Here is a 22,505-nt window from a genome sequence, read left to right as displayed (position 1 = left end):
GTCGGGGGAATCGGTACAAGTACCATCGCGACTGGCGCGCCGGCAGGCCCGGACGTCTCCAGGCACTCAGACAAAGGAAAGTTTTTCATGAGCTTCGATCTCGTTCTGTTCGGCGGTACTGGCGATCTTGCGTGGCGCAAATTGATGCCCGCGCTGTTCCAGGCCTTCCGGCACGGCAGCCTCCCCCAGGACGGTCGCATCGTCGGGGTGGCGCGGGATGACCTCTCGGACGACCAGTACCGCGAGCTGATCCAGTCGCGCTTCAGCGCGGTCGAAGGCGCCAAGCGCCCCTCGCCCGAGGAGTTCAAGAAGTTCGCCTCGATGCTGTACTACCTGCGCATGGACCTGTCCAAGCCGGACGACTACGCCAGGCTGGCCGACCTGCTCAAGCAGCGCGACGCTTCGACGGTGGTGATGTACGTGGCCACGGCGCCCGCCCTCTTCACCCAGGTGGTCGAGCAGATCGCAGCGGCCGGCCTCAACGGCCCCAGGACCCGCATCGTGCTGGAGAAGCCGCTCGGCCACGACCTCGCATCGAACCGCGCCATCAATGCCGCGGTGGGCAAGGTGCTCGAGGAGAAGCAGGTCTTTCGCATCGACCATTACCTGGGCAAGCCCTCGGTGCAGAACCTGTTCGCGATGCGCTTCGGCAACGCGCTCTTCGAGCCCATCTGGCGCCGCGAGCACATCGCCAACATCCAGATCACCATCGCCGAAGACCTGGGCGTGGAGAAGCGCGGCGCCTTCTACGACCAGACCGGCGCGCTGCGCGACATGGTGCAGAACCACGCGCTGCAGCTCTTGTGCGCGATCGGCATGGAGCCGCCGATCAACTCCCACGCCGACGCGATCCGCGACGAAAAACTGAAGGTGTTGCGCGCCCTCAAACCCTGGACGCCCGAGAGCCTGAGCCTGCACGCGATCCGCGGCCAGTACACCGCCGGCACCGCCTACGGCGAGCGGGTGCAGGGCTACCGCGACGAGCCCGGCGTCGACCCCGACAGCCGCACCGAGACCTTCGTGGCACTGCGCACCGAAATCGCCAACTGGCGCTGGGCCGGCGTGCCGTTCTACATCCGCACCGGCAAGCGCCTGGCATCGCGCGATGCGCGCATCGAGGTCAACTTCCGCCCGACGCCGCATGCGATCTACCGCGCACCGGCGGGCAGCGTCAACAAGCTGGTGATCAACCTGCAGCCCAAGGACGGGCTGGAGCTGCACATGCTTGCGCAGGCACAGGACAACCGCCAGCGCACCAACGGCAACCAGAGCGCCGCCGCGCAACTGGCGCCGGTGCAGCTGGATCTGGACTTCGACAAGCGCTTCGGCGTCGAGCGCGTGGGCGCCTACGAGCGCCTGCTGCTCGACGTGATCGACGGGCGACTGAACCTGTTCGTGCGCAGCGACGAGCAGGAAGAGGCATGGCGCTGGGTGGAGCCGCTGATCGACAGCTGGGAATCCGACGGCGGCCCGCGTCCCTACGCGGCCGGCACCTGGGGCCCGAGCGCATCGAGCGCGATGATTGCGCGCGACGGCTTCTCGTGGGGCGAAGAGCAGTAACTCAGGCCCTGAAGGCGCGACGGTTCCTTCGCGCCTTCAGCCGAACTGCACGCAGCGCATGCTGAGCGTGCCGGACTGGAACCCCTCGTAGACCGTCTTCGCACGCTCGCCCGCACCGGCGGCGCCCAGGGCGTAGAGAAACGGGAAGTAGTGATCGGGCATTGCCACGGCAGTGGACGCGCCCTCCAGCTTTTCATAGCCGATCAACGCGCGGTCGTCGCGGCCGGCGAGCGCCGACTTCACCGCATCGTCGAACGACTGCGCCCAGGGGCGGCTCGCCTTCGGCCCGTCGGCGGTGCCGCGGTCGGTGGCGCGCAGGTTGTGCACCACGTTGCCGCTGCCCATCACCAGCACCCCCTTGTCGCGCAACGCGGCCAGGTCGCGCCCCACCGCGTAGTGGAAGGCGGCCGGCTTGTCGTAGTCGATGCTGAGCTGGAAGACGGGAACGTCGGCCTTCGGGTAGAGGTGCCTGAGCACCGACCAGGTGCCATGGTCCAGGCCCCATTGCTCGGTGGCGATCACCGGCGCCTGCTTCACCACGCCGACGGTTTCGCGGGCCAGCGCCGGATGGCCGGGCGCGGGGTAGTCGACATCGAACAGCGCCTGCGGGAACCCGCCGAAGTCGTGGATCGTCCTGGGCCTGGCCTGCATGCCGACGCCGGTCGCGCCGCGGCTCAGCCAGTGCGCCGACACGCTGAGGATGGCCGTCGGCGGCGGCAGTTCCCTGCCCCATGCGGACAGGCGGCGCGTGAATGCGTTGTCGGCGAGGGCGTTCATCGGCGTGCCGTGGCCGATGAAGATGACCGGCATCCGCCGCGAGGGCGCACCGGCTGCATGCGCGAGCGATGCCATGGCGGCCAGCGCGGTGGTGGCGCCGAGCGCAGACCCCATGAGAAAGCCGCGCCGGCCCCAGCCTGCGGAAATCGTTGTTGCCGTCGTCATTGCCATGGCGCGACTCTGCCGCAGATTCCGGCACCGGGCGGTGCCTTTGCGCACACTTTCGGAAAGCCGGCCGGATTCGGATCAGGGCCTGTTCACGCTACTTCCCGCGCAGCACGGGCGCCTCTCGCAACGGAGCGCCCTTGACCACCAGCTGCACCACCACGGCCACGACGATGTTGAGCACCAGCGCGGTCAACCCGGTATAGAGCGTGTAGCTGCCGTCGCCGATCACGAAGGTGTGGACCGGCTTGATGCCGTCCGAAAAGGCGATCCAGCTGCCGCCGACGAGGCCCACGAGCCAGCCGGCGAGCAGCGCCGGCGCCCGGAACCAGCCGAAGAACAGACCGAACACCACGGCCGGGAAGGTCTGCAGGATCCACAGTCCACCGAGCAGCTGCAGGTCGAGCGCGAACTGCGTCGGCAGGAACAGGATGAACACCAGCGCCCCCACCTTGACCACCAGCGACACGATCTTGGCGACCTTGGCCTCGCCGGCGGGCGTCACGTCGGGCCGCACATAGGCCTTCCAGAAATTGCGCGTGAACAGGTTGGCCGCACCGATCGACATCACCGCCGCCGGCACCAGCGCACCGATGGCGATGGCGGCGAACGCGAAGCCCGCGAACCACGACGGGAACAGCGCATTGAAGAGCGCGGGCACCACGTCGTTGTTGCTCTTGACCGTGAGGTGGGCTGCATAGGCCATGTAGCCCAGCAGCGCGATCAGGCCCAGCAGCACCGTGTACGCCGGCAGGAAGACCGCGTTCTTGCGGATGGTGTTGGCGCTCCTGGCCGCGAAGATGCCCGTGAGCGTGTGCGGGTACATGAAGGCCGCCAGCGCCGAGCCCAGCGCCAGGCTCGCATACGGCAGGTATTGCGCCGGCTTGAGCGTGAGGCCGGTCGCGCCGCCCTTGGCCGCGAAGGCATCGCCGGCCGCGTGGAACACGCTGCTGTAGCCGCCCAGCTTCAGGGGCACCAGCACCACCGCCACCAGCACCACGATGTAGATCATCAGGTCCTTGACGAAGGCGATCAGCGCGGGCGCGCGCAGCCCGGCCGAGTAGGTGTAGAGCGCCAGGATCACGAAGGCCGCGGCCAGCGGCAGCTCGCCCGTCAGGCCCAGCGCCTTGATGACGACCTCCATGCCCACGAGCTGCAGTGCGATGTAGGGCATGGTCGCGACCACGCCGGTCACGGCCACGGCCAGCTCGAGCGCGCGGGAACCGTAGCGGCCATAGACCACGTCGGCCGCCGTCACATGGCCCGCGCGATGCGCCGCATGCCAGAGCCTGGGCATGATGATGAAGACGATCGGGTAGACGAGGATGGTGTAGGGCAGCGCGAAGAAACCGTATGCGCCCACGGCGTAGACCAGCGCGGGCACGGCGATCACGGTGTAGGCGGTGTAGAAGTCGCCGCCCACGAGGAACCAGGTGATCCAGGTGCCGAAGTTGCGGCCGCCCAGCCCCCATTCATCCAGGTGGGCGCCCTTGCTGTTCTTGCCGCCGGTCTGCCAGCGCGAGGCGGCAAAGCCCATCACGGTGACCAGCACGAAGAAGAAGATGAAGACCGACAGCGCGGTCCAGTTGATCTGGCCGCTCATCATTCGTCTCCCTCTTCATACCCGCTGCGGTACACGATCCAGATCAGGAGCGCCGTGATCGGCACCCACAGCAACTGGTACCAGTAGAAGAAGGGAAAGCCGAACAATTCGGGCAACGGGCTGTTGTAGAACGGAAGCCACAACAAACCCACGAAGGGCAACAAGAGCAGGGCCCACATGTGCTGTTCTCCTTGGTGTGATTTTTACGAAAGCACCAAGGGGTTATAGATCGAAAGCCGAACACGCGGCGCCGACCCGGATTAGGGCCAGGTGCTAGATGCGCCCTTCCTCCACCGCGTGGCAGGCCACCTGCACGCCCTGGATGCCCAGCAGCTTCGGCCGCTCCGCGGAGCAGCGCGCATTGGCATGCGGACAGCGTGGATGGAAGGCACACCCCGTCGGCGGGTTCAGCGGATTCGGCACCTCGCCCTGCACCGGCGTGCGCTGGCGCCCCGTGTGCTTCATCTGCGGAATCGCGTCCAGCAGCATGCGGGTGTACGGATGCTGCGGATCGGCAAAGAGCTTCTGCTTGTCCGCCACCTCTACCAGGCGGCCCAGGTACATCACGCCGACCTGGTCGGCCACGTGGCGCACCACAGCGAGGTTGTGCGAGATGAAGAGGTAGGTCAGGCCCTGCTCGCGCTGCAGATCCTTCATGATGTTGAGCACCTGCGCCTGCACGCTCACGTCCAGCGCGGAGGTGGGCTCGTCGCACACCAGGAACTCGGGCTGCGTGGCGAGCGCGCGCGCGATCGAGATGCGCTGGCGCTGGCCGCCCGAGAACTGGTGCGGGTACTTGCTCATGTCCAGCGGCGAGAGGCCGACCGACTTGAGCAGTTCGCCCACGCGCTCGCGCAGTTCGGCCTTGCCGCTCAGGATGCCGTGCTCGCGCAGCGGCTCGCCGATGATGTCTTCCACGATCCAGCGCGGGTTCAGGCTCGCGTAGGGGTCCTGGAAGATCATCTGGATGCGGCGGCGCAGCTTGCGGCCTTCGGGGGTCTTGAATGCGGCGTGCGCGTCCTGCCCGTCGAACTGCAGGCCGCCGCGCGTGGGCGCGTAGAGGCCGACCAGGAGGCGCGCGACGGTGCTTTTGCCGCAGCCCGATTCGCCGACCAGCGCGAGCGTCTTGCCGCGCTCGATCGAAAAGCTCACGCCGTCCACCGCATGCAGCAGCACGCGCGGCTTGCGCTCGAGCACGCGGTTGAGCCAGGGCGGCGAAACGTCGAAGGTGCGTGCCAGGTCGTGCGCGACGACCAGGGGCTCGCCGGTTGTTTCCTTGCGGGGTTCGATCACGGCGTTCATCGCGTCACCTCCGCGATGGGTTCGGCCGCTTCGGGCGTGGCGCGTTCGCCGGCCGCCAGGGCGTCGTGATGCCTTGCCGCGATCTCGGCCTGGCCGGCGTGCGGGTCGGCCGCATCGTGCAGCCAGCAGGCCGCGCGCGTGGCGCCCGCGTGCAGCAGTTCGGGCCGCTCCGTGAGGCAGCGCGCGAAGGTGCGCGGGCAGCGCGGGTTGTAGGCGCAGCCCGTCGGAATGGCGTTCAGGCGCGGCATCGCGCCGTCGATCTGGTTGAGCCGTTCGCGGTCGCTCGCCATGTCCGGAATCGAGGCCATCAGGCCCGAGGTGTAGGGGTGCGCGGGCTGGTGGATCACCTCGTGCACCGGGCCGATCTCGGCGACGCGGCCCGCGTACATCACGGCCACGCGGTCGCAGGTCTCGGCGATCACGCCCATGTCGTGCGTGATCAGCATCACGGCCGCGCCGCGCTCCTTGCAGATGCGCTTGAGGAGCTGAATGATCTGCGCCTGGATCGACACGTCCAGCGCGGTGGTCGGCTCGTCGGCCACGATGAGCTTGGGCTCGGCCGCGAGCGCCAGCGCAATCACCACGCGCTGCCGCATGCCGCCCGAGAACTGGTGCGGGAAGTGGTCGATGCGCTGCTCGGCGGCGGGAATGCCGGTGTCCTGCAAGAGGCCGATGGCGCGCTTGCGGGCTTCCGATTCGTTCACGGGCAGGTGCGCGCGGATGGTCTCGATGAGTTGCCGGCCCACGGTGTAGAGCGGGTTCAGCGAGGTCAGCGGGTCCTGGAAGATCGCGCCGATCTTGCGGCCGCGGATGGGGCGCATCGCATCGAAACTCAGGTTGTCGATGCGCTGGCCCTCCAGCAGGATCTGGCCGCTGGCCACGCGGCCCGGCGGTTCGAGCAGCCCGATGATGGCCGCGCCCGTGAGCGACTTGCCGGCGCCCGATTCGCCCACCACGCCGAGGATTTCCCCGGGCGCGATGTCGAAGGAAATGCGGTCGATCGCGCGCAGCGTGCCGCGGCGATGCGGAAATTCGACGACGAGGTCCTGGACCTGGAGCAGCGTCATGGTGGCGTTCTCCTTTTCTCTTCAGCGCAGGCGCGGATTGAGCGCGTCGCGCAGCCAGTCACCGAGCAGGTTCACGCTGAGTGCAATGAGCACCAGCATCAGGCCCGGGAACACCGTGATCCACCATTCGCCCGAGAACAGGTACTGGTTGCCGATGCTGATGAGCGTGCCCAGCGAGGGCGAGGTCGGCGGCACGCCCACGCCCAGGAACGAGAGCGTGGCCTCGGTGATGATCGCGGTCGCGACCTGGATGGTGGCCAGCACCATCACCGGCCCCATCACGTTGGGCAGCACGTGGCGCAGCATGATGCGGATCGGCGCGACGCCGGTGACGCGCGCGGCCTGCACGTATTCCTTGTTGCGCTCCACCAGCGTGGAGCCGCGCACCGTGCGCGCGTACTGCACCCAGCCCGTGAGCGAGATCGAGATGATGAGCACGCCGAACGCGAGCGACTCGTGCGCGCCGGGAAAGAGCGCGCGGCCGACGCCGGCGATGAGCAGCGCGACCAGGATGGGCGGGAACGACAGCATCACGTCGCACACGCGCATGAGGAACGAATCGAGCCAGCCGCCGAGAAAACCTGCCAGGAGGCCGAACACCACGCCGACGACGACCGAGAGCACGACCGAGACGACGCCCACGATCATCGAGATGCGCGCGCCGTAGATGACGGCCGAGAGGATGTCGCGGCCCTGGTCGTCGGTGCCGAGCAGGTATTTGGAGGAACCCTCCGCGCTCCACGCGGGCGGGAGACGGGCGTCGCCGAGTTCGAGCGTCGCGAGGTCGAAGGGGTTGTGCGGCGACACCCATCCGGCGAACGCCGCGCAGAACAGGCAGGCCAGCGCGATCAGTGCCGCCACCATCGCCACGGGCGAGGTGCGGAAGCTGTAGCCGACATCGCTGTCGAGCCAGCGGGCCAAAGTTTTTTTCATCGCCGGGCCGCCCCAAGATGAGAAGCGGCTTCCTCGGAGGGCAGCGGACCTTGCGCAGCAAGGGGAGCGTGGGGGTTATTTTTCATCGCGGAGCAAAAGGAATGGGCCCGCAAGAAGCGGGCCCATGGTCGGGCCATCAGGCCGCCCGGGGAGCGGCCGGGGAAATCACTTGATGCTCATCCACTTGAAGTACATGAAGTTGTCGGCCAGTTGCACCAGCTCGACCTTCTTGCTCACGCCCCACGCCAGCGACTGCTGGTGCAGGGGCAGCGTGCCGATGTCGTCCGCGTGCAGCTTGAAGGCTTCCTTGATGAGCTCGTTGCGCTTGGTCTTGTCGGTCTCGGACTGGATCTTCTTGGTCAGCTCGTCCAGCTTGGGATTGCAGTACGCGCCCAGGTTGAACTGGCCCGTGCCCTTGTCGTCCGGGCAGGCGGTCAGCGAGCTCAGCGCGTTGTGCGCGTCGTAGGTGGTCGGGGTCCAGCCCAGCATGTAGAAGCTGGTGTCGCGGCGCAGGATCTTGGGGAAGTAGGTGCCCTTGGTCTCGGCGGCCAGGTTGATCTTGACGTTGATGCGCGCGAGGTTGGCGGCCACGCTCTGGCAGATCTGGCCGTCGTTCACGTAGCGGTCGTTCGGGCAGTTCATCGTCACTTCGAAGCCGCTCGGGTAGCCGGCTTCGGCCATGAGCTTCTTGGCTGCTTCGACGTCGTAGGGCAGGCGCTTGTCCTGCTCGGCGGTCCAGCCGTTGATGCCGGGGCCGACCAGAAGGCCCGTGGGCCGCGAGGCGCCGCGCATCACGGTGCGCTGGATGCCGGCGATGTCGATGGCCTGGTAGAAGGCCTGGCGAACGCGCTTGTCCTTGAACGGGTTCTTGCCCTTGATGTTGGAGTACAGCAGCTCGTCGCGCTTCTGGTCCATGCCCAGGAAGATGGTGCGCAGCTCGGGGCCGGTGATGACGCGGGCCGTGGGCGCCGCGTTGATGCGGGCGATGTCCTGCACGGGCACCGGCTCCATCACGTCGACTTCGCCGGACACCAGTGCGGCCACGCGGGTGGCGGGGTTGGCGATGGGCGTGAAGACGATCTCTTGCGCGTTGCCTTCGATCTTGCCCCAGTAGGTGCCGTTGCGCGTGAACACGGTGCGCACGTTCGGCTGGCGCTCGCGCACGCGGAACGGGCCGGTGCCGTTGGCCTTGAACGAGGCGGTGTTCTCGATGCCCTTGCGGCGGTCCACGGGCTTGGTGGCCTGGTTTTCCTCGCACCACTTCTTGCTCATGATCATGGTGAGCGAGATCACGTCGGGCAGGATCGGGAAGGGGCCGTTGGTCTCGATCTCGATGGCGAGGTCGCCCACCTTGCGCACGGCCTTGATGTCGCTCAGCGTGGCGCGCATGTCGGAGCCGTCGCCCTGGGCGCGCGCGAAGCTGAACACCACGTCGTCGGCGGTGAACGGCGTGCCGTCATGGAACACCACGCCCTTGCGCAGTTCGAAGCGCCAGACGTTGGGCGAGGTCTGTTTCCAGCTGGTGGCCAGGAGCGGCGCGAGGCTCAGGTCCTTGTTGCGCCCCACGAGGGTTTCATAGACGTTGGCGGTGACGCTCAATTGCAGCGACTCGTTGAGCGAGTGCGGATCGAGCGACAGCGCATCGCCCTGGTTCGCGATCCGGATGGTCTGCGCGCTCGCGACCAGGCTGACGGCGCCAAGGGCACACACGGCGGCGGCCGCGGCCACTTTTTTCTTGAAACTCATGGGGACACTCCTCGGGTTGAAATCGAACACATCACGATGCCGCGGTGGCGGCTGCTTTCCCTGGCTGCGTGCTGCGGGTAGCGGCAAGCGGCATGCCCTGCTCGATGAGGCCCGCATGCAGCGCGGCGCCCAGCGGCAGGATCTCGTCGTTGAAGTCGTAGCGGCTGTTGTGCAGGAAGGCGCCTTCGCGCACGTCCTGGCCGATGCGCAGGTAGGCACCCGCCTTTTTCTGCAGCATGAAGGAAAAGTCCTCGGCGCCCATGCTGGGCTCCATGCTGCGATCGACGTTCTTGGCACCGACCAGCGACTCGGCCACGTCGGCCGCGAACATCGCCTCGGGGGCGGTGTTGATGGTGGCCGGGTAGATGCGCTCGTACCTGATGGTGGCGGTGGCGCCGAAGCCGCCAGCGATCGCCGTGCACAGCTCGGTCAGGCGCTGCTCGACCTGGGCCTGCACCCGCGCGCTGAAGGTGCGCACCGTGCCGACCAGCGTGGCCTCGCCCGGGATCACGCTCATCGCGCCGAGGTCGCCCGCCTGCACGGCGCAGATGCTGACGACGGCCGCGTCGATGGGACGCACGTTGCGCGACACGATGGTCTGCGCCGCGGTGATGATGTGCGCGGCGACCACCACCGGGTCGATGGTCTGGTAGGCATGCGCGCCGTGGCCGCCCTTGCCCTTGATCTGGATGGTGATGCGGTCGGCCGCGGCCATCATCGCCCCGCGGTTGATGCCCACGGTGCCGGCGGGCATCGCGGGCCAGTTGTGCATCGCGTAGACGGCGTTGACCGGGAAGCGGTCGAAGAGGCCGTCCTCGATCATCACGCGCGCGCCGGCGAAGCCTTCCTCGCCGGGCTGGAAGATCAGCACGGCGGTGCCGTCGAAGTCGCGCGTCTCGGCCAGGTAGCGCGCGGCGCCGACCAGCATGGTGGTGTGGCCGTCGTGGCCGCAGCCGTGCATGAGGCCGTCGTTGGCGGAGCGCCAGCCGAAATCGTTGTCCTCGCGCATGGGGAGGGCGTCCATGTCGGCGCGCAGGCCGATCATGCGGCCGCTGGCGGTGGACTTGCCGCGGATCACGCCGACCACGCCGGTCTTGCCGATGCCTTCGTGGATCTCGTCGACGCCGCAGGCGCGCAGCGCCTCGCGCACGCGGCCGGCGGTGTAGACCTCTTCGAAGCCGAGTTCGGGGTGCGCATGCAGGTCGCGGCGAAAGGCCGTGATCTCGGGATAGAAGCGCGCGATGTGCGCGAAAGCCCTTCCGGATGCGGTGAGGCGCGGAGCCGATGCCGTCATGTTCAATGCCCTCCGGCCTTGCCGACGCGCAGACGCGGATCGACCACGAAGTACAGCAGGTCGACCACGAGGTTGATCACGACGAAGATCAAGGCGATGAGGCACAGGTACGCCGCCATCACCGGAACATCGGCGAAGGTCACGGCCTGGATGAACAGCAGGCCCATGCCCGGCCACTGGAAGACCGACTCGGTGATGATGGCGAAGGCGATCAGGCCGCCCAGCTGCAGGCCGGTGATGGTCATCACCGGCACCAGCGTGTTCTTGAGCGCATGGCCGAAATGGATGGCGCGGTTCGACAGGCCCCGTGCGCGCGCGAACTTGATGTAGTCGGTGCGCAGCACCTCGAGCATCTCGGCGCGCACCAGCCGCATGATCAGCGTGAGCTGGAAGATCGCGAGCGTCACCGCCGGCAGCACGATGTGGTGCCAGCCGTCGGCGCTGAAGAGGCCGCTGGTCCACCAGCCGAACTTCACGGTGTCGCCTCGGCCGAAGCTCGGGAACCAGCCCAGCGTGACCGCGAAGACGAGGATCAGCAGGATGCCGATCAGGAAAGTGGGCAGCGACACGCCGAGCAGCGACACGGTCATGAACACCTGGCTCATGAAGGTGCCACGGCGCAGGGCGGTGTAGACGCCCATCGGGATGCCGATGAAGAGAGCCAGCACGGCCGCGACGAGGGCAAGCTCCAGCGTGGCCGGGAACCGTTCGCCGATCAGGCGCGACACCTTGGCGCCCTGGCGCAGGCTCAGGCCGAACTCGCCCTGCGATGCATTGACGAGAAAGTGCCAGAACTGCACGAAGAAGGGCCGGTCGAGCCCCAAGGCGGCGCGCATTTCACGGATCTGCTCGGGCTTGGCATCCTGACCCAGCAGGAAGACGACGGGGTCGCCGACGTATTGAAACAAGAGGAAGGCAATGAACGCGACCGCGATCATCACGATCACGGCCTGGATCAGGCGGCGCAGTACAAAGGCAATCATTAGCAAACAAAGTGATCGGGCATGCTAGCAGTGCAAGGTACGTGCCCGCACGGTGGTTCCCCGGGGGTGCACACACATGGTGCCCGTTGCCAACACTCTGTTCTTTGTAGCGCCAAAACGAAAAAAGCCACTCGACTTGCGTCGAGTGGCTTTTGAGCTTTTAGCTTCGAAGCTGGCTTACGCCAGCGTCAAATCAGAAAGCGTGACGGATACCGAAGTCGTAGCCGGTAGCGGTCTTCGGGGTCAGGCCGCCGGTGGTCACGAAGGCAGGGCCAGCGCCCGTGGTCAGAGCTGCACCGTTCTTGTTGCTCACGCGAGCGATCGTTGCGTACAGAGCCGTGCGCTTCGACAGGTTGTGCACGTAGCCGATTGCCAGCTTGTTGGCCTTCTTGTCGGCGGGGATCGCTGCGAACGGGTTGAGCGGGTCTGCAGCGAGGTTCTCGTCGTACTTGACAGCCGAGTACGAAGCGCGGATCAAGCCAGCACCGACCGGCACGGTCACGCCGAGCAGGTAACCGGTCAGGTCGATGTCAGGACGGCCGCCCAGGAAGGGTTCGGTTTCGTAGTCCAGCTTGTTCTTCGAGCGCGACACTTCACCGAAGAGCTTCACAGGACCGAAGTCGTACGAAGCGCCGAGGTTGAAGGTGTTGACCTTGTTGGTCGTGCCGACGTAGAACTGGTCACCAACGGTGCTGCTGCCGTAAGCGGCGGCGATGTCCAGAGGACCGTTCGCGTAGCCGAAGCGGCCACCAACGTAACGACCGGTGCGCGAGTTGTTCGCGACATCAGGCGTAGCGGTGCCAGGGCTGTACTTGGTCTTTTCGCTGAACGAGTACTGCACTTGGCCGTAGAAACCACCCAGGTTCGGCGGCAGGAAGTAGGCGACGCTGTTGCTGGTGCGGGTGTAGTTGCTGCCACCGACGTCCGTGATCTGGGGCGTGTTCACCAGCGTCGACTTTGCAGCGCCGTAGCCGTTGAAAGCTGCGAAGCTCGACGAAGCCGTGAAGACCAGGTTGGTGCCAACGCCGTTGGTGCCGAACGGATCGAACACGGTGTCGTTCCAGAACGTGGCGGAGTAGTCACGACCCAGGCGAATTTCACCGAAACCACCCGACAGGCTCACGGTCGAACGACGAGCGAACGTCGAAACACCGCCTTGGCCGTCGTCATTGGTGATCGGGGCTTCGAGCCAGAAGCTGGCTGCCAGGCCACCACCGAGGTCTTCCGTACCACGGAAGCCCAGACGGCTGGAGTTGTAGCCCGAATTAGCCAGTTCACGACGGCTTGCCTTGATGCTGCCCTTGTTCACGTAGAACGGGTTCAGGAACGTAGCACCGTTCAGGTCACGCGAGGTGGCCGAATAGCCGCTGATCGACGCGTCGACCACACCGAACAGAGTGACGGACGACTGAGCCGAGGCAACACCGGCAACAGCCAGGGCAGCCAGAGCAACTAGAGATTTTTTCATTGCAAGTTTCTCCAAGGTTAAACATAGGGCTCCGGTGCGAAGGGCTCACCGTGACTGGCACTTTGTGCTCCCACCGGACCCCGGGCCAACCTCCTTTTGGGAAGTTGTTGCTATTGCACCAGAGCCGCTGCAGCAGGGCAAAACAAATCGCCCGAAATCTCGGATGGCCACGGCGTTTCGTTGCAGTCCTGCAACAAAGGACTTAGCCCGTCCGCCACACCACAATGCGGAACAAAACCGTAACTTTTTGCAGCCCTGTCGAGGTGCTGTCAAATAGGTGCATGTCGCTCTTGCTAGACCCCGTCCTGACCGCCGCAGATGCGGCATTGCGCACCCTTTTTGCCCGTCCTCACGCAACCCGGCCCAGGCCCGTCCCGACCCAGGCGCCCGGCGAAATGGACGAACAACAGCGCCGCGATGCCGGCGCGTTGATGCGAGTCAACCATGTCGGGGAAGTCTGCGCGCAGGCGCTTTACACCGCCCAGGCCGCCGTGGCGCGCGATCCGGCCCTGCGCGCCCAATTCGTTGAAGCCGCGCATGAGGAGACCGATCATCTGGCCTGGACCCGGCAGCGCCTGGACGAACTGGGCGCTCGGCCGTCGCTGCTGAATCCGCTCTGGTATGCCGGCGCTTTCGGCCTCGGCCTTGTCGCCGGACGCCTGGGGGACCCCCTGAGCCTGGGTTTCGTCGCGGAAACCGAGCGTCAGGTGGAAGCCCATCTCGACAGCCACCTGGACCGGCTTCCGCCGGCAGACAGCGCTTCCAGGGCCGTGGTCGAGCAGATGAAACTCGACGAAGCGCGCCATGCGGCGCAAGCCATCGACGCGGGCGCCGCAGAACTCCCGGCTCCGGTCAAGGCACTGATGCGCCTGGCCTCTCGCGTGATGACCACCCTGGCGCACCGCATCTAGAGGCGCAAGCGCGCTGCCTCAGGTTTCGACGATGTCGAAACTGGTGGTGATCTCGGCGGTCTTCGCCAGCATGATGCTGGCCGAGCAATAGGTTTCGTGGCTCAGCGCGATCGCGCGCTCCACTGCGGAGGCCGGGATTCCCTTGCCGGCCACGGTGAAATGCATGTGGATCTTGGTAAAGACCTTGGGGTCCTTTTCCGCTCGCTCGCTGGTCAGCTTGACGCTGCAGCGCTCGACGCGATGGCGGCCCCTCTTCAATATCAGCACGACATCGTAGGCAGTGCAGCCGCCCGTCCCCGCAAGCACCGTTTCCATCGGCCTGGCCGCGAGGTTCTGGCCACCGTTCTCTGGCTTGGCCGCATCAGGCGCGCCATCCATCATCAGGACGTGGCCGCTGCCCGTTTCGGCGACAAAGCCCATGGCCGAACGCGTTCCCGCGTCGCCGGTCCAACTTACTGTGCATTCCATGATTCTTCCGATTCCAGTCGGGATGCCCGGCAAAAACGCACGGTGGCATCGATTTGTGTGGGAAATTTGTGTGAGAAAAGCACCACTCGCTTGTTGCAACGCAACAAACAGTCGATATACTTTATTTCATCGCGCATACGTTTGCGCCCACAGTTGTCTCCTCCACCCTTCCAATTGGTGGATTTAGCCCCGAGTTGCAAAACTCGGGGCTTTTTTCTTTCCGGGCCCGGCCCCAAGGCCGACGCACCACTCTAGTTTTCGCTCCGAAAGGGCAACTGCTCTGGCTGCCCTGGCTGTTGCCGGTGTTGCCTCGGCTCAGTCGTCCGTCACTCTGTTCGGTGTGGTCGACGCGTCGATCAGCGGCTATTCGGCCACCTCGCGTGACCTGAAGTCCACCGTCCTGCCGAACCCCTTCGGCGTCGACACTTACACGAACAAGGGCAGCGTCAAAGTCAGCCGCAGGGCTCTGGCCAATTCCGGCTACAACTCCAGCCGCCTGGGTTTCCGCGGCACGGAAGACCTGGGTGGTGGCCTGGCGGCCAGCTTCTGGCTCGAAGCACCAATCAGCAACGATGACGGCGCAACCGGCGTCGCGTCATTCAAGCGCCGTTCGACCGTGAGCCTGTCGGGTGCCTTCGGCGAGGCTCGCCTGGGTCGCGACTACACCCCGACGTTCTGGAACGACACCGTGTTCGATCCGTTCGGCACCAACGGCGTCGGCAGCAACCTGATCAACACGGCCAACGGCTTCAACGTCGACACCGGTGGCGCCAAGGATACCGGCGGCTTTGGCGGCAATCAGAACTACGATCGCGCGAGCAATTCGATCGGCTACTTCCTGCCCCCGAACCTGGGTGGGTTCTACGGCCAGGTGATGTACGCGTTCCACGAGAACGACAAATACAGCAATGGCAATTTCACCCCGAAAGACAGCCTGACCTCGAAGAGCCGCGCAGGCCGATACATCGGCGGCCGCTTCGGCTACGCGAACGGCCCGCTCGACCTGGCGCTGGCCTATGGCAACAGCACCGTGGGCGATCAGTACTACGCGGGCACGACCGATTCGGTCAAGACGTTCAACCTCGGCGCCTCGTATGACTTCGGTCCCGCGAAGCTCTTCGGCGAACTGTCGCGAGCCAAGAACTCGCGTGACTACGAGAACCAGCCACTCAGCGGGGTCCGTCCGGACGTCGACCTGAAGGGCTATCTCATTGGCGTGACCGTGCCGGTCGGCGCAGGTTTGATCCGCGCTTCCTACTCGGCCGTGAAGTACGACTACAACAGCCCTGCAACCTTTTTCACGCCGCGCGCGGCCGATCCGAAGGCCAACAAGTTGGCTATCGGCTATGTGCACAACCTGTCCAAGCGCACGGCCCTGTACGCGACGGCAGCTCGCGTGAGCAACAAGAACGGCGCGGCGCTGACCGTGGGCGGCCCGGCCTTCTATAGCGCCGCAGGCGGTGTCTTCACACCGAAGACCTCGACAGGCTACGACTTCGGCATCCGCCACGCGTTCTGACCGAAATTGATCCCGATGCTGGCTCTCGCCAGTTCGAATCAACAACACCCCAAGTCGCCCAGTTCAAGCTGGGCGGCTTTTTTTCCTTTTTCAGCTCATCCGGCCGCGTCTGCTTTGCAGCAGCCCCACATTCATTTCTCCGCTCAGCACCGATGCGTAGAAGCGTTCGATCATGTTGACGCTCGTTCGCGCATTACGCGCCAAGGTCAACATGTCGATGCCTTGTCCGTACAAAAGCCGCAACGTGATCGCGGTATGGCGCAGGCAATACAGCGTCCTCGATTGACCCAGCGGCCCCTTGTCGAGCCGCGTCATCTCGAGCACCCAATGAAAGAAGAAATTGAGCACCGCAAGGGCGTGTTCGCGATTCTTCAAATGAGGCAGAAACAGATAGTCGTTCGATTCGCCAGCACCACGTTCGCGGCGATAGGCAAGCAGACATTCATACACACGCACGGCCGGCCGCAAGCTCACGATCGGCTGGCTGTGCCGCTTGGTTTCCGGCAGGTTCATCCGCAGGTAGACGTGCTTTCCCCGCACGACCTCGATGTGCTTGTGCTTCATGAGCTTGATGTCGCTCGGACGAACAAAGGTGTTCACCATCCAGCGGATCAGCCAAGGCAGCTCGTCGGGCATCACCAGAAGATCGCGCGCAATCCAGAACCGGTCGCCTGCGCCCAACTCATCGAGCACCGGATGCGAGATTCCGCGCAGGCTGCGTGCAGCCGAAACGATCTTGCGGTACTCCGAAACACTGAAGCTTCCGCGCGGCTGGCTGCGCACCTTCACTTTGGGAAACAGCGGCGCTTCGCGCAGTACACCGGTGTGCACACCGTGCATCACCACCTTTCGCAGCAGCACCAGGTACTGCGCAATCGTCGTACTGGTGAAGCCCTGTTCGCCGAGGTGATCGATGAGCCGCTGCGCATCGGGCGTAGCGAACGCATGAGCGGGCAAGGCACCGAGCAACGGAACGATGTGCGCACGCAATCTGTTGCCCATTACCTGCCATGTCGCACGTCCTATTTCTCCTCGCTGAACGCGCGCTGCCTCGGCTTGCATCAGTCCCGTCGAAAGGTCACTGACAAATATTGATAACAAATTTGGTTCGAACGTAATTTGATTGGCGGGTGCATGAACCGCGGGGAAAGTGCGCTCAAAAAAACCGGAATCATTGGCTGCCGGCACGCGACTGAAGAGGTTTATGACATTTGTGTCCATGTCATTTCTCGCAAGCAATCCCGATGCCTCTTATCATCGTCGGTAATCAAATGAAAACTCCCCTGGAAAAAACTGTGCGCATTGCACCTGTACCGGCGCAATTAACGCCCGCTGACTATCTCAGAAAAATTCTCAACGCCCGCGTGTACGACGTTGCTGTCGAGTCGGCGTTAGAGAAAGCGCGCGCGCTCAGCGAGCGGCTCGGCAACACCGTGCTGCTCAAGCGCGAAGACCAGCAACCCGTGTTCAGCTTCAAATTGCGCGGTGCATATAACAAGATGGCGCATTTGAGTGCTGCGCAATTGGCAAGCGGTGTGATCTGCGCCTCGGCCGGCAATCACGCGCAAGGCGTTGCGCTCGGCGCACGAAAGCTCGGCACGCGCGCGGTGATCGTCATGCCGGTGACCACGCCCCGATTGAAGATCGATGCCGTGCGCGGATTCGGCGGCGAAATCGTTCTGCATGGCGACAGCTATTCCGATGCTTATCTGCACGCGCTCGAATTGCAAAAGCAGCAGGGCCTGACATTCGTCCACCCCTTCGATGATCCGGACGTCATTGCAGGCCAGGGCACCATTGCCATGGAAATCCTGCGGCAGCACCAAGGTCCGCTCGACGCGGTCTTCGTCGCGATCGGCGGCGGCGGACTGATCTCCGGCGTGGCCAACTACATCAAGGCCGTGCGTCCAGAGATCAAGGTGATCGGCGTGCAGATGAACGACTCCGACGCGATGATGCAATCGGTCGCGGCCCGCCAGCGCGTGAACCTGCCCGACGTGGGCCTGTTCTCCGACGGCACCGCCGTCAAGCTGGTCGGCGAGGAAACCTTTCGCATCGCCAGCGAACTGGTCGACGAATACATCGCTGTCGATACCGACGCGGTCTGCGCCGCCATCAAGGACGTCTTCGTCGACACGCGCAGCATCGTGGAGCCCGCAGGCGCGCTGGCCGTGGCGGCGATCAAGCAGTACGTGGCCGGACATGGCCGCCACGGCGAAACCTACGCGGCCATCCTCTGCGGTGCCAACATGAACTTCGACCGGCTGCGCTTCGTGGCCGAACGCGCCGAGGTCGGCGAGGAGCGCGAGGCGCTCTTCGCCGTCACGATTCCCGAGGAGCGCGGCAGCTTCCGCCGCTTCTGCGAACTGGTCGGCGAACTGCCTGCGAGCGACGCCAAGGAATCCGGATCGACCGGCGGCGCGCTGCGCAACGTGACCGAGTTCAACTACCGCATCAGCGACGCGGCCACGGCGCACGTGTTCGTCGGCCTCACGACGTCGGCGCGCGGCGAATCGGCCACCATCGCCCAGAGCTTCATCGACCACGGCTTCGATGCGCTGGACCTCACGCACGACGAGCTCGCCAAGGAGCATCTGCGGCACCTGGTCGGCGGGCGCACCGGCCTGGCGCACGACGAGCGCCTGATGCGCTTCGTGTTCCCCGAGCGTCCCGGCGCGCTGCTCAAGTTCCTGAGCCTGATGCGGCCGAACTGGAACATCAGCCTCTTCCACTACCGCAACCAGGGCGCCGACTACGGCCGCATCCTGGTCGGGCTGCAGGTGCCGGCCGGCGACGCCGCGGCCTTCGATGCGTTCCTCGAGAACCTGGGCTACCCCTACGTCGAGGAGACGGCCAATCCGGCCTACCGGCTGTTCCTGCAAGCCTGAGGCGCGCCCCTCGCAAAGCCATGAAAAAAGCCGGCACGCAGCCGGCTTTTTTTATTCATTCGCGCATCGCGCTATTGCGCCGACGCCTGCCCTTGCGGCTGTTGTTGTTGCGCCGTCTCGGGCTGCGGCGTCGGGGGCGGCATCACCACGGCAGGCATGGTGGACGGCAACACCCCAGCCGACCGCTGTGCCGGCACCGGCGCGGGCGACACACCGGAGATCGGCGGCGGCAGCCCCACGCTGATCGGCGCGCGCACCGGCAGTTGCAGCGTGAAGGCTGGTGGTCCGTCGACCTGCGCACCGAGCGTTGCCGCACGCACGCCCACCGACTGCAGCACGTAGTTGTCGCCAACGCGCGAGCCGACGCGGAATGGCTTGGGCGGCTTGCCGTCGATGGCGATCAGTGCCGCACCCTGGTTCGACGGATCGGCCACCACGCCCACCAGCGCGAAGCGGCTGGCCGCCTCGGGGGCTGCAGGCGCAGCGGTCTGTGCGGACACCACGCCGAGCAAGCGCCCGACCGCCTCGGCATCCGCCGTGACCGAGGGTCGCGGCATCGCGGCCGCCGCAGCCACGGCATCGGCCGGCGAGGACAGGCGCAAGGCCCAGAACACCGCAGCGCCGGCGGCCAGCGCCCAAAGCCCCGTTGTTGCAAGTGGGGCATGCCAGCGGGCGGCGGAGTAAGGACTTGTCATGGGCGCGGATTATCATGCAGCGCGCTTTCCGAATCATGTCGCCCAACCTATGAACAAATTCCTTCGTGCCGCTTCCCGCACCGCCCAGCGCGGCTTCACGCTGATCGAACTGATGGTGGTGCTGGTCATCATCGGCGTGCTCGCCGCGCTGATCGTGCCGAACGTGATCGAGCGTGCCGACGACGCCCGCGTGACGGCCGCCCGCACCGACATCAACAACCTGATGCAGGCGCTCAAGCTCTACCGCCTGGACAACCAGCGCTACCCGACCGCCGAGCAGGGCCTGCAGTCGCTGCTCACGCGCCCCACCGTGGGCCCGGCCGCCCCGAACTGGAAGCCCTACGTCGAGAAGCTGCCCAACGATCCCTGGGGCCACCCCTACCAATACATGAACCCGGGCATCAAGGGCGAAATCGACGTGCTCTCGTTCGGCGCCGATGGACAGAACGGCGGCGAGGGCAAGAATGCCGACATCGGCAGCTGGCAATAGCGGCAACGCCACGGCGCGCGGCTTCACGCTGCTCGAGCTGATCATCGTGATCGCGATCATCGCGATCGCCACCGCCAGCGTGAGTTTTGCCATGCGCGACAGCAGCGCTGCCAAGCTCGACCGCGAAGCCGACCGGCTCGCCGCCCTCCTCGAATCCGCCCGCGCCCAGTCGCGGGCCAGCGGCGTCGCGGTGCGGTGGCGCCCTGTCGAAGGCAGCTTCGTCTTCGATGGCCTCCCGGCCGATGCGATCCCCAGCGGATGGGTCGCCGAAGGCATCACCGCCCAGGCCGCGCTCGGCAACGGCACGCTGGTTCCCGTGCTGCAACTGGGGCCCGATCCGATCATCGCGGCGCAGCAGATCACGCTCTATTCGGCCGGCCCACCCGCGCGCGCATTGCGCATCGCCACCGACGGGCTGCGCCCCTTCACCGTCTTCCCCGTGCCATGAGGCTGCGGCGCATGTCGGCCTGCAGCGGTTTCACGCTGATCGAAGTGCTGATCGCGCTGGGCATCGTCGCGCTCGCGCTGGCCGCGGGCTCGCAGGCCACCATGTCGCTCACGCGCAACGCGCAGCGCCAGTCCGACCTGGTGCTGGCCGAACTGTGCGCCGAGAACGAACTCGCCAAGGCCCGCCTCGCACGGCAGATGCCGGCCGTGGGCGACTCGGGCTCCATCTGCGTGCAGGCCGGCGCCTCGTTCAACGTGACGACCTCGACCGTGCCCACGCTCAATCCGAACTTCCGGCGCGTGGACGTGCAGGTGCACGACGAAGGCGATTCGCCGATCCTGCGCATCTCGACCGTGGTGGGGCGCTTCTGATGAAGACGAAGACGTCGCGCGGCTTCACGCTGATCGAGCTGCTCGTGGCCATCTCGGTGATGGCGCTCCTCTCGCTCGTGAGCTGGCGCGGCCTGGACAGCATGTCGCGCGCCACCACGCAGAACCAGCAGCGCGCCGACGCCATCCTGACCCTGCAGGCCACGCTCGCCCAATGGGGCGCCGACCTCGACGCGGTGACCTCGATCGCGCAGACCCGCCCCATCGACTGGGACGGCAACGTGCTGCGGCTCACGCGCCGCGGCAGCGATCCGATGGCGCCCAGCATGCAGGTGGTGGCCTGGACCCTCAGGCCCGGCACCGAGGGCCCGCGCTGGCAGCGCTGGCAGTCGCAGGCCTTCACCACGCGCGGCGAATGGCAGCAGGCCTGGAACCTCGCGGCCTCCTGGGCGCAGGACGGCGGCACCCAGGCCGGCGGCTACAACGACGTGGTGCTGATGCCCGCCACCGGCTGGCAGCTCTATTACTTCCGCGACAACACCTGGACGCCCGCGGGCTCGCTGCCCACGGCGCCGGCCAATCCGGCCAACCCCGCCAGCCCCGTGGGCCCGATCGTCAACATGCCCGATGGCGTGCGCCTGGTGATCAGCCTGCCGCCGGGCGATGGGCTGTCGGGCACGCTCACGCGCGACTGGGTCAAGCCGATCGTGGGGGGGGCGCGGTCATGACGAAACGCGCGCCTGCATTCATGCGCCGTGCACGCGGTACACACGGTGCAGGCGGTGCACGCGGTGCACGCCGCCAGTCCGGCGCCGCACTGCTCGCCGCGATGCTGACGGTGATGCTCGTGGCCACCTTCTCCGCGGCCGCGCTGTGGCAGCAATGGCGTGCAGCCGAAGTCGAAGGCGCCGAGCGCGCGCGCGTGCAGGCGGCCTGGGTGCTGATCGGTGCGCTCGACTGGTCGCGGCTGATCCTCGCCGAAGACGGCCGCGCCGGCGGGCCCGACCACCTGGGCGAGCCGTGGGCCGTGCCGCTCGAAGAGGCGCGGCTCACCAGCTTCCTTTCGGCCGAGAAGAACGTGGCGAGCGACAACCTCGAGGGCCTGCCCGACGCCTTTCTTTCGGGCCGCATCGTCGATGCCCAGTCCAAGCTCAACGTGCTGTCGCTGGTCGACGCGGGCAAGCCGGTGCCGGCGAGCGTCGCCACCTTCACCCGGCTCTTCAACCTGCTGGGCCTGCCGGCCTCGGAGCTCGCCCAGATGACGACCGGGCTCGCCAGAGCGCTGTCCACCGGCACCGACGAGGCCTCCGGCGGCGGCGATGCGGGCAACGCGCCATTGATGCCGCAGGAGGTCTCGCAGCTGGTGTGGCTCGGGCTCTCGCCCTCGACCGCCGCGGCCATCGAGCCCTACGTGACGATCCTGCCGGTGAAGACCACCCTGAATCTCAACACCGCGAGTGCCGAGGCCATCAGCGCCAGCATGGAAAACCTGCCGATCGCCAGCGCGCGGCAGCTGGTGGAAAAGCGCACCCGCTCCTATTTCAAGACCATCGACGAGGCCAACGCCGGCCTGCCCAGCGGCGGCTCCCGCTTCAACGCGGCCCAGCACGGCGTGGGCACCCAGTACTTCGAGGTCTACGGGCGCCTGCGCCTGGACCGCACATGGGTCGAAGAGCACTCGCTCCTGCAGCGCAACGGTGTCACGGTGACGACGGTCTGGCGCACCCGCGGCGCCGGCGCAACAACCACTCCGGTCAAACCCTGAGTGTTGCTTACATATATTGATCAAAAAGCCTTATAACGCCCGTCACATCTGTCAACTACGCTATTTAAATAATAGCAATCGACTGTCAGACGCC

General features: G+C 66.0%; 22 protein-coding genes. 9 read left to right on the top strand and 13 right to left on the bottom strand.

The genetic code is table 11. The annotated features are described in order from the left end of the window. Window positions 1-87 precede the first annotated feature (87 nt). Complete coding sequence (gene zwf / locus BM133_RS24375) at window positions 88-1,560, top strand: glucose-6-phosphate dehydrogenase (protein WP_093439592.1); 1,473 nt, start codon at window positions 88-90, stop codon at window positions 1,558-1,560. A gap of 36 nt (window positions 1,561-1,596) precedes the next feature. Here zwf and ygiD read toward each other — a convergent pair whose 3' ends face one another. The 10 genes from ygiD to BM133_RS24325 form a co-directional block, all read right to left on the bottom strand. Then, window positions 1,597-2,508 carry a 4,5-DOPA-extradiol-dioxygenase gene (ygiD, locus tag BM133_RS24370; RefSeq protein ID WP_093439589.1) on the bottom strand — a complete coding sequence of 304 codons (912 nt, stop codon included), beginning with the start codon at window positions 2,506-2,508 and terminating at the stop codon, window positions 1,597-1,599. Between the two features lie 91 nt (window positions 2,509-2,599). Then, window positions 2,600-4,105 (bottom strand): monocarboxylate uptake permease MctP, encoded by a 1,506-nt coding sequence (mctP, locus tag BM133_RS24365; RefSeq protein ID WP_093440369.1) that lies wholly within the window; start codon window positions 4,103-4,105, stop codon window positions 2,600-2,602. Beyond that, window positions 4,105-4,284, bottom strand: coding sequence for a DUF3311 domain-containing protein (locus BM133_RS24360; protein ID WP_093439587.1), 180 nt, complete (start codon window positions 4,282-4,284; stop codon window positions 4,105-4,107). Before BM133_RS24360 ends, mctP begins: the two co-directional genes overlap by 1 nt. Window positions 4,285-4,378: 94 nt before the next feature. Continuing rightward, on the bottom strand, window positions 4,379-5,407 hold the full coding sequence (locus tag BM133_RS24355; protein WP_093439584.1) for an ABC transporter ATP-binding protein: 1,029 nt from the start codon (window positions 5,405-5,407) through the stop codon (window positions 4,379-4,381). After that, window positions 5,404-6,474 carry an ABC transporter ATP-binding protein gene (locus BM133_RS24350; RefSeq protein ID WP_093439581.1) on the bottom strand — a complete coding sequence of 357 codons (1,071 nt, stop codon included), beginning with the start codon at window positions 6,472-6,474 and terminating at the stop codon, window positions 5,404-5,406. Before BM133_RS24350 ends, BM133_RS24355 begins: the two co-directional genes overlap by 4 nt. A gap of 21 nt (window positions 6,475-6,495) precedes the next feature. After that, window positions 6,496-7,407 (bottom strand): ABC transporter permease, encoded by a 912-nt coding sequence (locus tag BM133_RS24345; RefSeq protein WP_093439579.1) that lies wholly within the window; start codon window positions 7,405-7,407, stop codon window positions 6,496-6,498. A gap of 165 nt (window positions 7,408-7,572) precedes the next feature. Then, window positions 7,573-9,153, bottom strand: coding sequence for an ABC transporter substrate-binding protein (locus BM133_RS24340; protein ID WP_093439576.1), 1,581 nt, complete (start codon window positions 9,151-9,153; stop codon window positions 7,573-7,575). Window positions 9,154-9,184: 31 nt separating this feature from the next. After that, a complete protein-coding gene (locus tag BM133_RS24335; RefSeq protein ID WP_093439574.1) occupies window positions 9,185-10,447 on the bottom strand; it encodes a M20 aminoacylase family protein in 1,263 nt (420 codons plus the stop codon). Window positions 10,448-10,449: 2 nt separating this feature from the next. After that, complete coding sequence (locus tag BM133_RS24330; RefSeq protein ID WP_093439571.1) at window positions 10,450-11,430, bottom strand: ABC transporter permease; 981 nt, start codon at window positions 11,428-11,430, stop codon at window positions 10,450-10,452. Between the two features lie 193 nt (window positions 11,431-11,623). Next, window positions 11,624-12,898, bottom strand: a complete 1,275-nt coding sequence (locus tag BM133_RS24325) for a porin (RefSeq protein WP_093439568.1) — start codon at window positions 12,896-12,898, stop codon at window positions 11,624-11,626. A gap of 281 nt (window positions 12,899-13,179) precedes the next feature. Between BM133_RS24325 and coq7 the strand changes: the two genes are divergently transcribed. After that, entirely contained in the window at window positions 13,180-13,809 is a 630-nt protein-coding gene (gene coq7 / locus BM133_RS24320; protein ID WP_093439566.1) for a 2-polyprenyl-3-methyl-6-methoxy-1,4-benzoquinone monooxygenase, read from the top strand. 18 nt (window positions 13,810-13,827) lie between these two features. Here coq7 and BM133_RS24315 read toward each other — a convergent pair whose 3' ends face one another. Continuing rightward, window positions 13,828-14,277: an OsmC family protein gene (locus BM133_RS24315; RefSeq protein WP_093439563.1), complete on the bottom strand. Its 450-nt coding sequence runs from the start codon at window positions 14,275-14,277 to the stop codon at window positions 13,828-13,830. Between the two features lie 280 nt (window positions 14,278-14,557). Here BM133_RS24315 and BM133_RS24310 point away from each other — a divergent pair, with 280 nt between their 5' ends. Then, the gene (locus tag BM133_RS24310; RefSeq protein ID WP_093439560.1) at window positions 14,558-15,796 is read left to right on the top strand and encodes a porin; all 1,239 of its coding nucleotides are present in this window, start codon (window positions 14,558-14,560) and stop codon (window positions 15,794-15,796) included. Window positions 15,797-15,886: 90 nt separating this feature from the next. Here BM133_RS24310 and BM133_RS24305 read toward each other — a convergent pair whose 3' ends face one another. After that, on the bottom strand, window positions 15,887-17,017 hold the full coding sequence (locus BM133_RS24305; protein ID WP_093439558.1) for a hypothetical protein: 1,131 nt from the start codon (window positions 17,015-17,017) through the stop codon (window positions 15,887-15,889). A gap of 50 nt (window positions 17,018-17,067) precedes the next feature. Between BM133_RS24305 and ilvA the strand changes: the two genes are divergently transcribed. Then, window positions 17,068-18,684, top strand: coding sequence for a threonine ammonia-lyase, biosynthetic (gene ilvA / locus BM133_RS24300; protein WP_093439555.1), 1,617 nt, complete (start codon window positions 17,068-17,070; stop codon window positions 18,682-18,684). A 71-nt stretch (window positions 18,685-18,755) separates the two neighbouring features. On the opposite strand, the gene BM133_RS24295 is transcribed toward ilvA, so the two are convergent. Next, the gene (locus BM133_RS24295; RefSeq protein WP_093439552.1) at window positions 18,756-19,379 is read right to left on the bottom strand and encodes a type II secretion system protein N; all 624 of its coding nucleotides are present in this window, start codon (window positions 19,377-19,379) and stop codon (window positions 18,756-18,758) included. A 49-nt stretch (window positions 19,380-19,428) separates the two neighbouring features. On the opposite strand from BM133_RS24295, the gene gspG reads away from it, so the two are divergent. Genes gspG through gspK form a run of 5 tightly spaced genes read left to right on the top strand, consistent with a single transcriptional unit; the run spans window position 19,429 to window position 22,411 of the window. Next, entirely contained in the window at window positions 19,429-19,869 is a 441-nt protein-coding gene (gspG, locus tag BM133_RS24290) for a type II secretion system major pseudopilin GspG (RefSeq protein ID WP_013539627.1), read from the top strand. Continuing rightward, window positions 19,844-20,317, top strand: a complete 474-nt coding sequence (locus BM133_RS24285; RefSeq protein ID WP_093439550.1) for a prepilin-type N-terminal cleavage/methylation domain-containing protein — start codon at window positions 19,844-19,846, stop codon at window positions 20,315-20,317. The genes gspG and BM133_RS24285 overlap by 26 nt, the downstream gene beginning before the upstream one ends. Further along, complete coding sequence (gspI, locus tag BM133_RS24280) at window positions 20,314-20,688, top strand: type II secretion system minor pseudopilin GspI (RefSeq protein WP_093439547.1); 375 nt, start codon at window positions 20,314-20,316, stop codon at window positions 20,686-20,688. Before BM133_RS24285 ends, gspI begins: the two co-directional genes overlap by 4 nt. Then, window positions 20,688-21,374, top strand: a complete 687-nt coding sequence (locus BM133_RS24275) for a PulJ/GspJ family protein (RefSeq protein WP_093439545.1) — start codon at window positions 20,688-20,690, stop codon at window positions 21,372-21,374. The genes gspI and BM133_RS24275 overlap by 1 nt, the downstream gene beginning before the upstream one ends. A 20-nt stretch (window positions 21,375-21,394) precedes the next feature. Further along, a complete protein-coding gene (gene gspK / locus BM133_RS24270; protein ID WP_093440366.1) occupies window positions 21,395-22,411 on the top strand; it encodes a type II secretion system minor pseudopilin GspK in 1,017 nt (338 codons plus the stop codon). Window positions 22,412-22,505 lie beyond the last annotated feature (94 nt).

This window comes from Variovorax sp. 770b2 (assembly GCF_900115685.1).
Classification (GTDB): Bacteria; Pseudomonadota; Gammaproteobacteria; order Burkholderiales; family Burkholderiaceae_C; genus Variovorax.
Note: the sequence above shows the minus strand (reverse complement) of the source record. Positions and strands in the feature narration are given on the sequence as shown.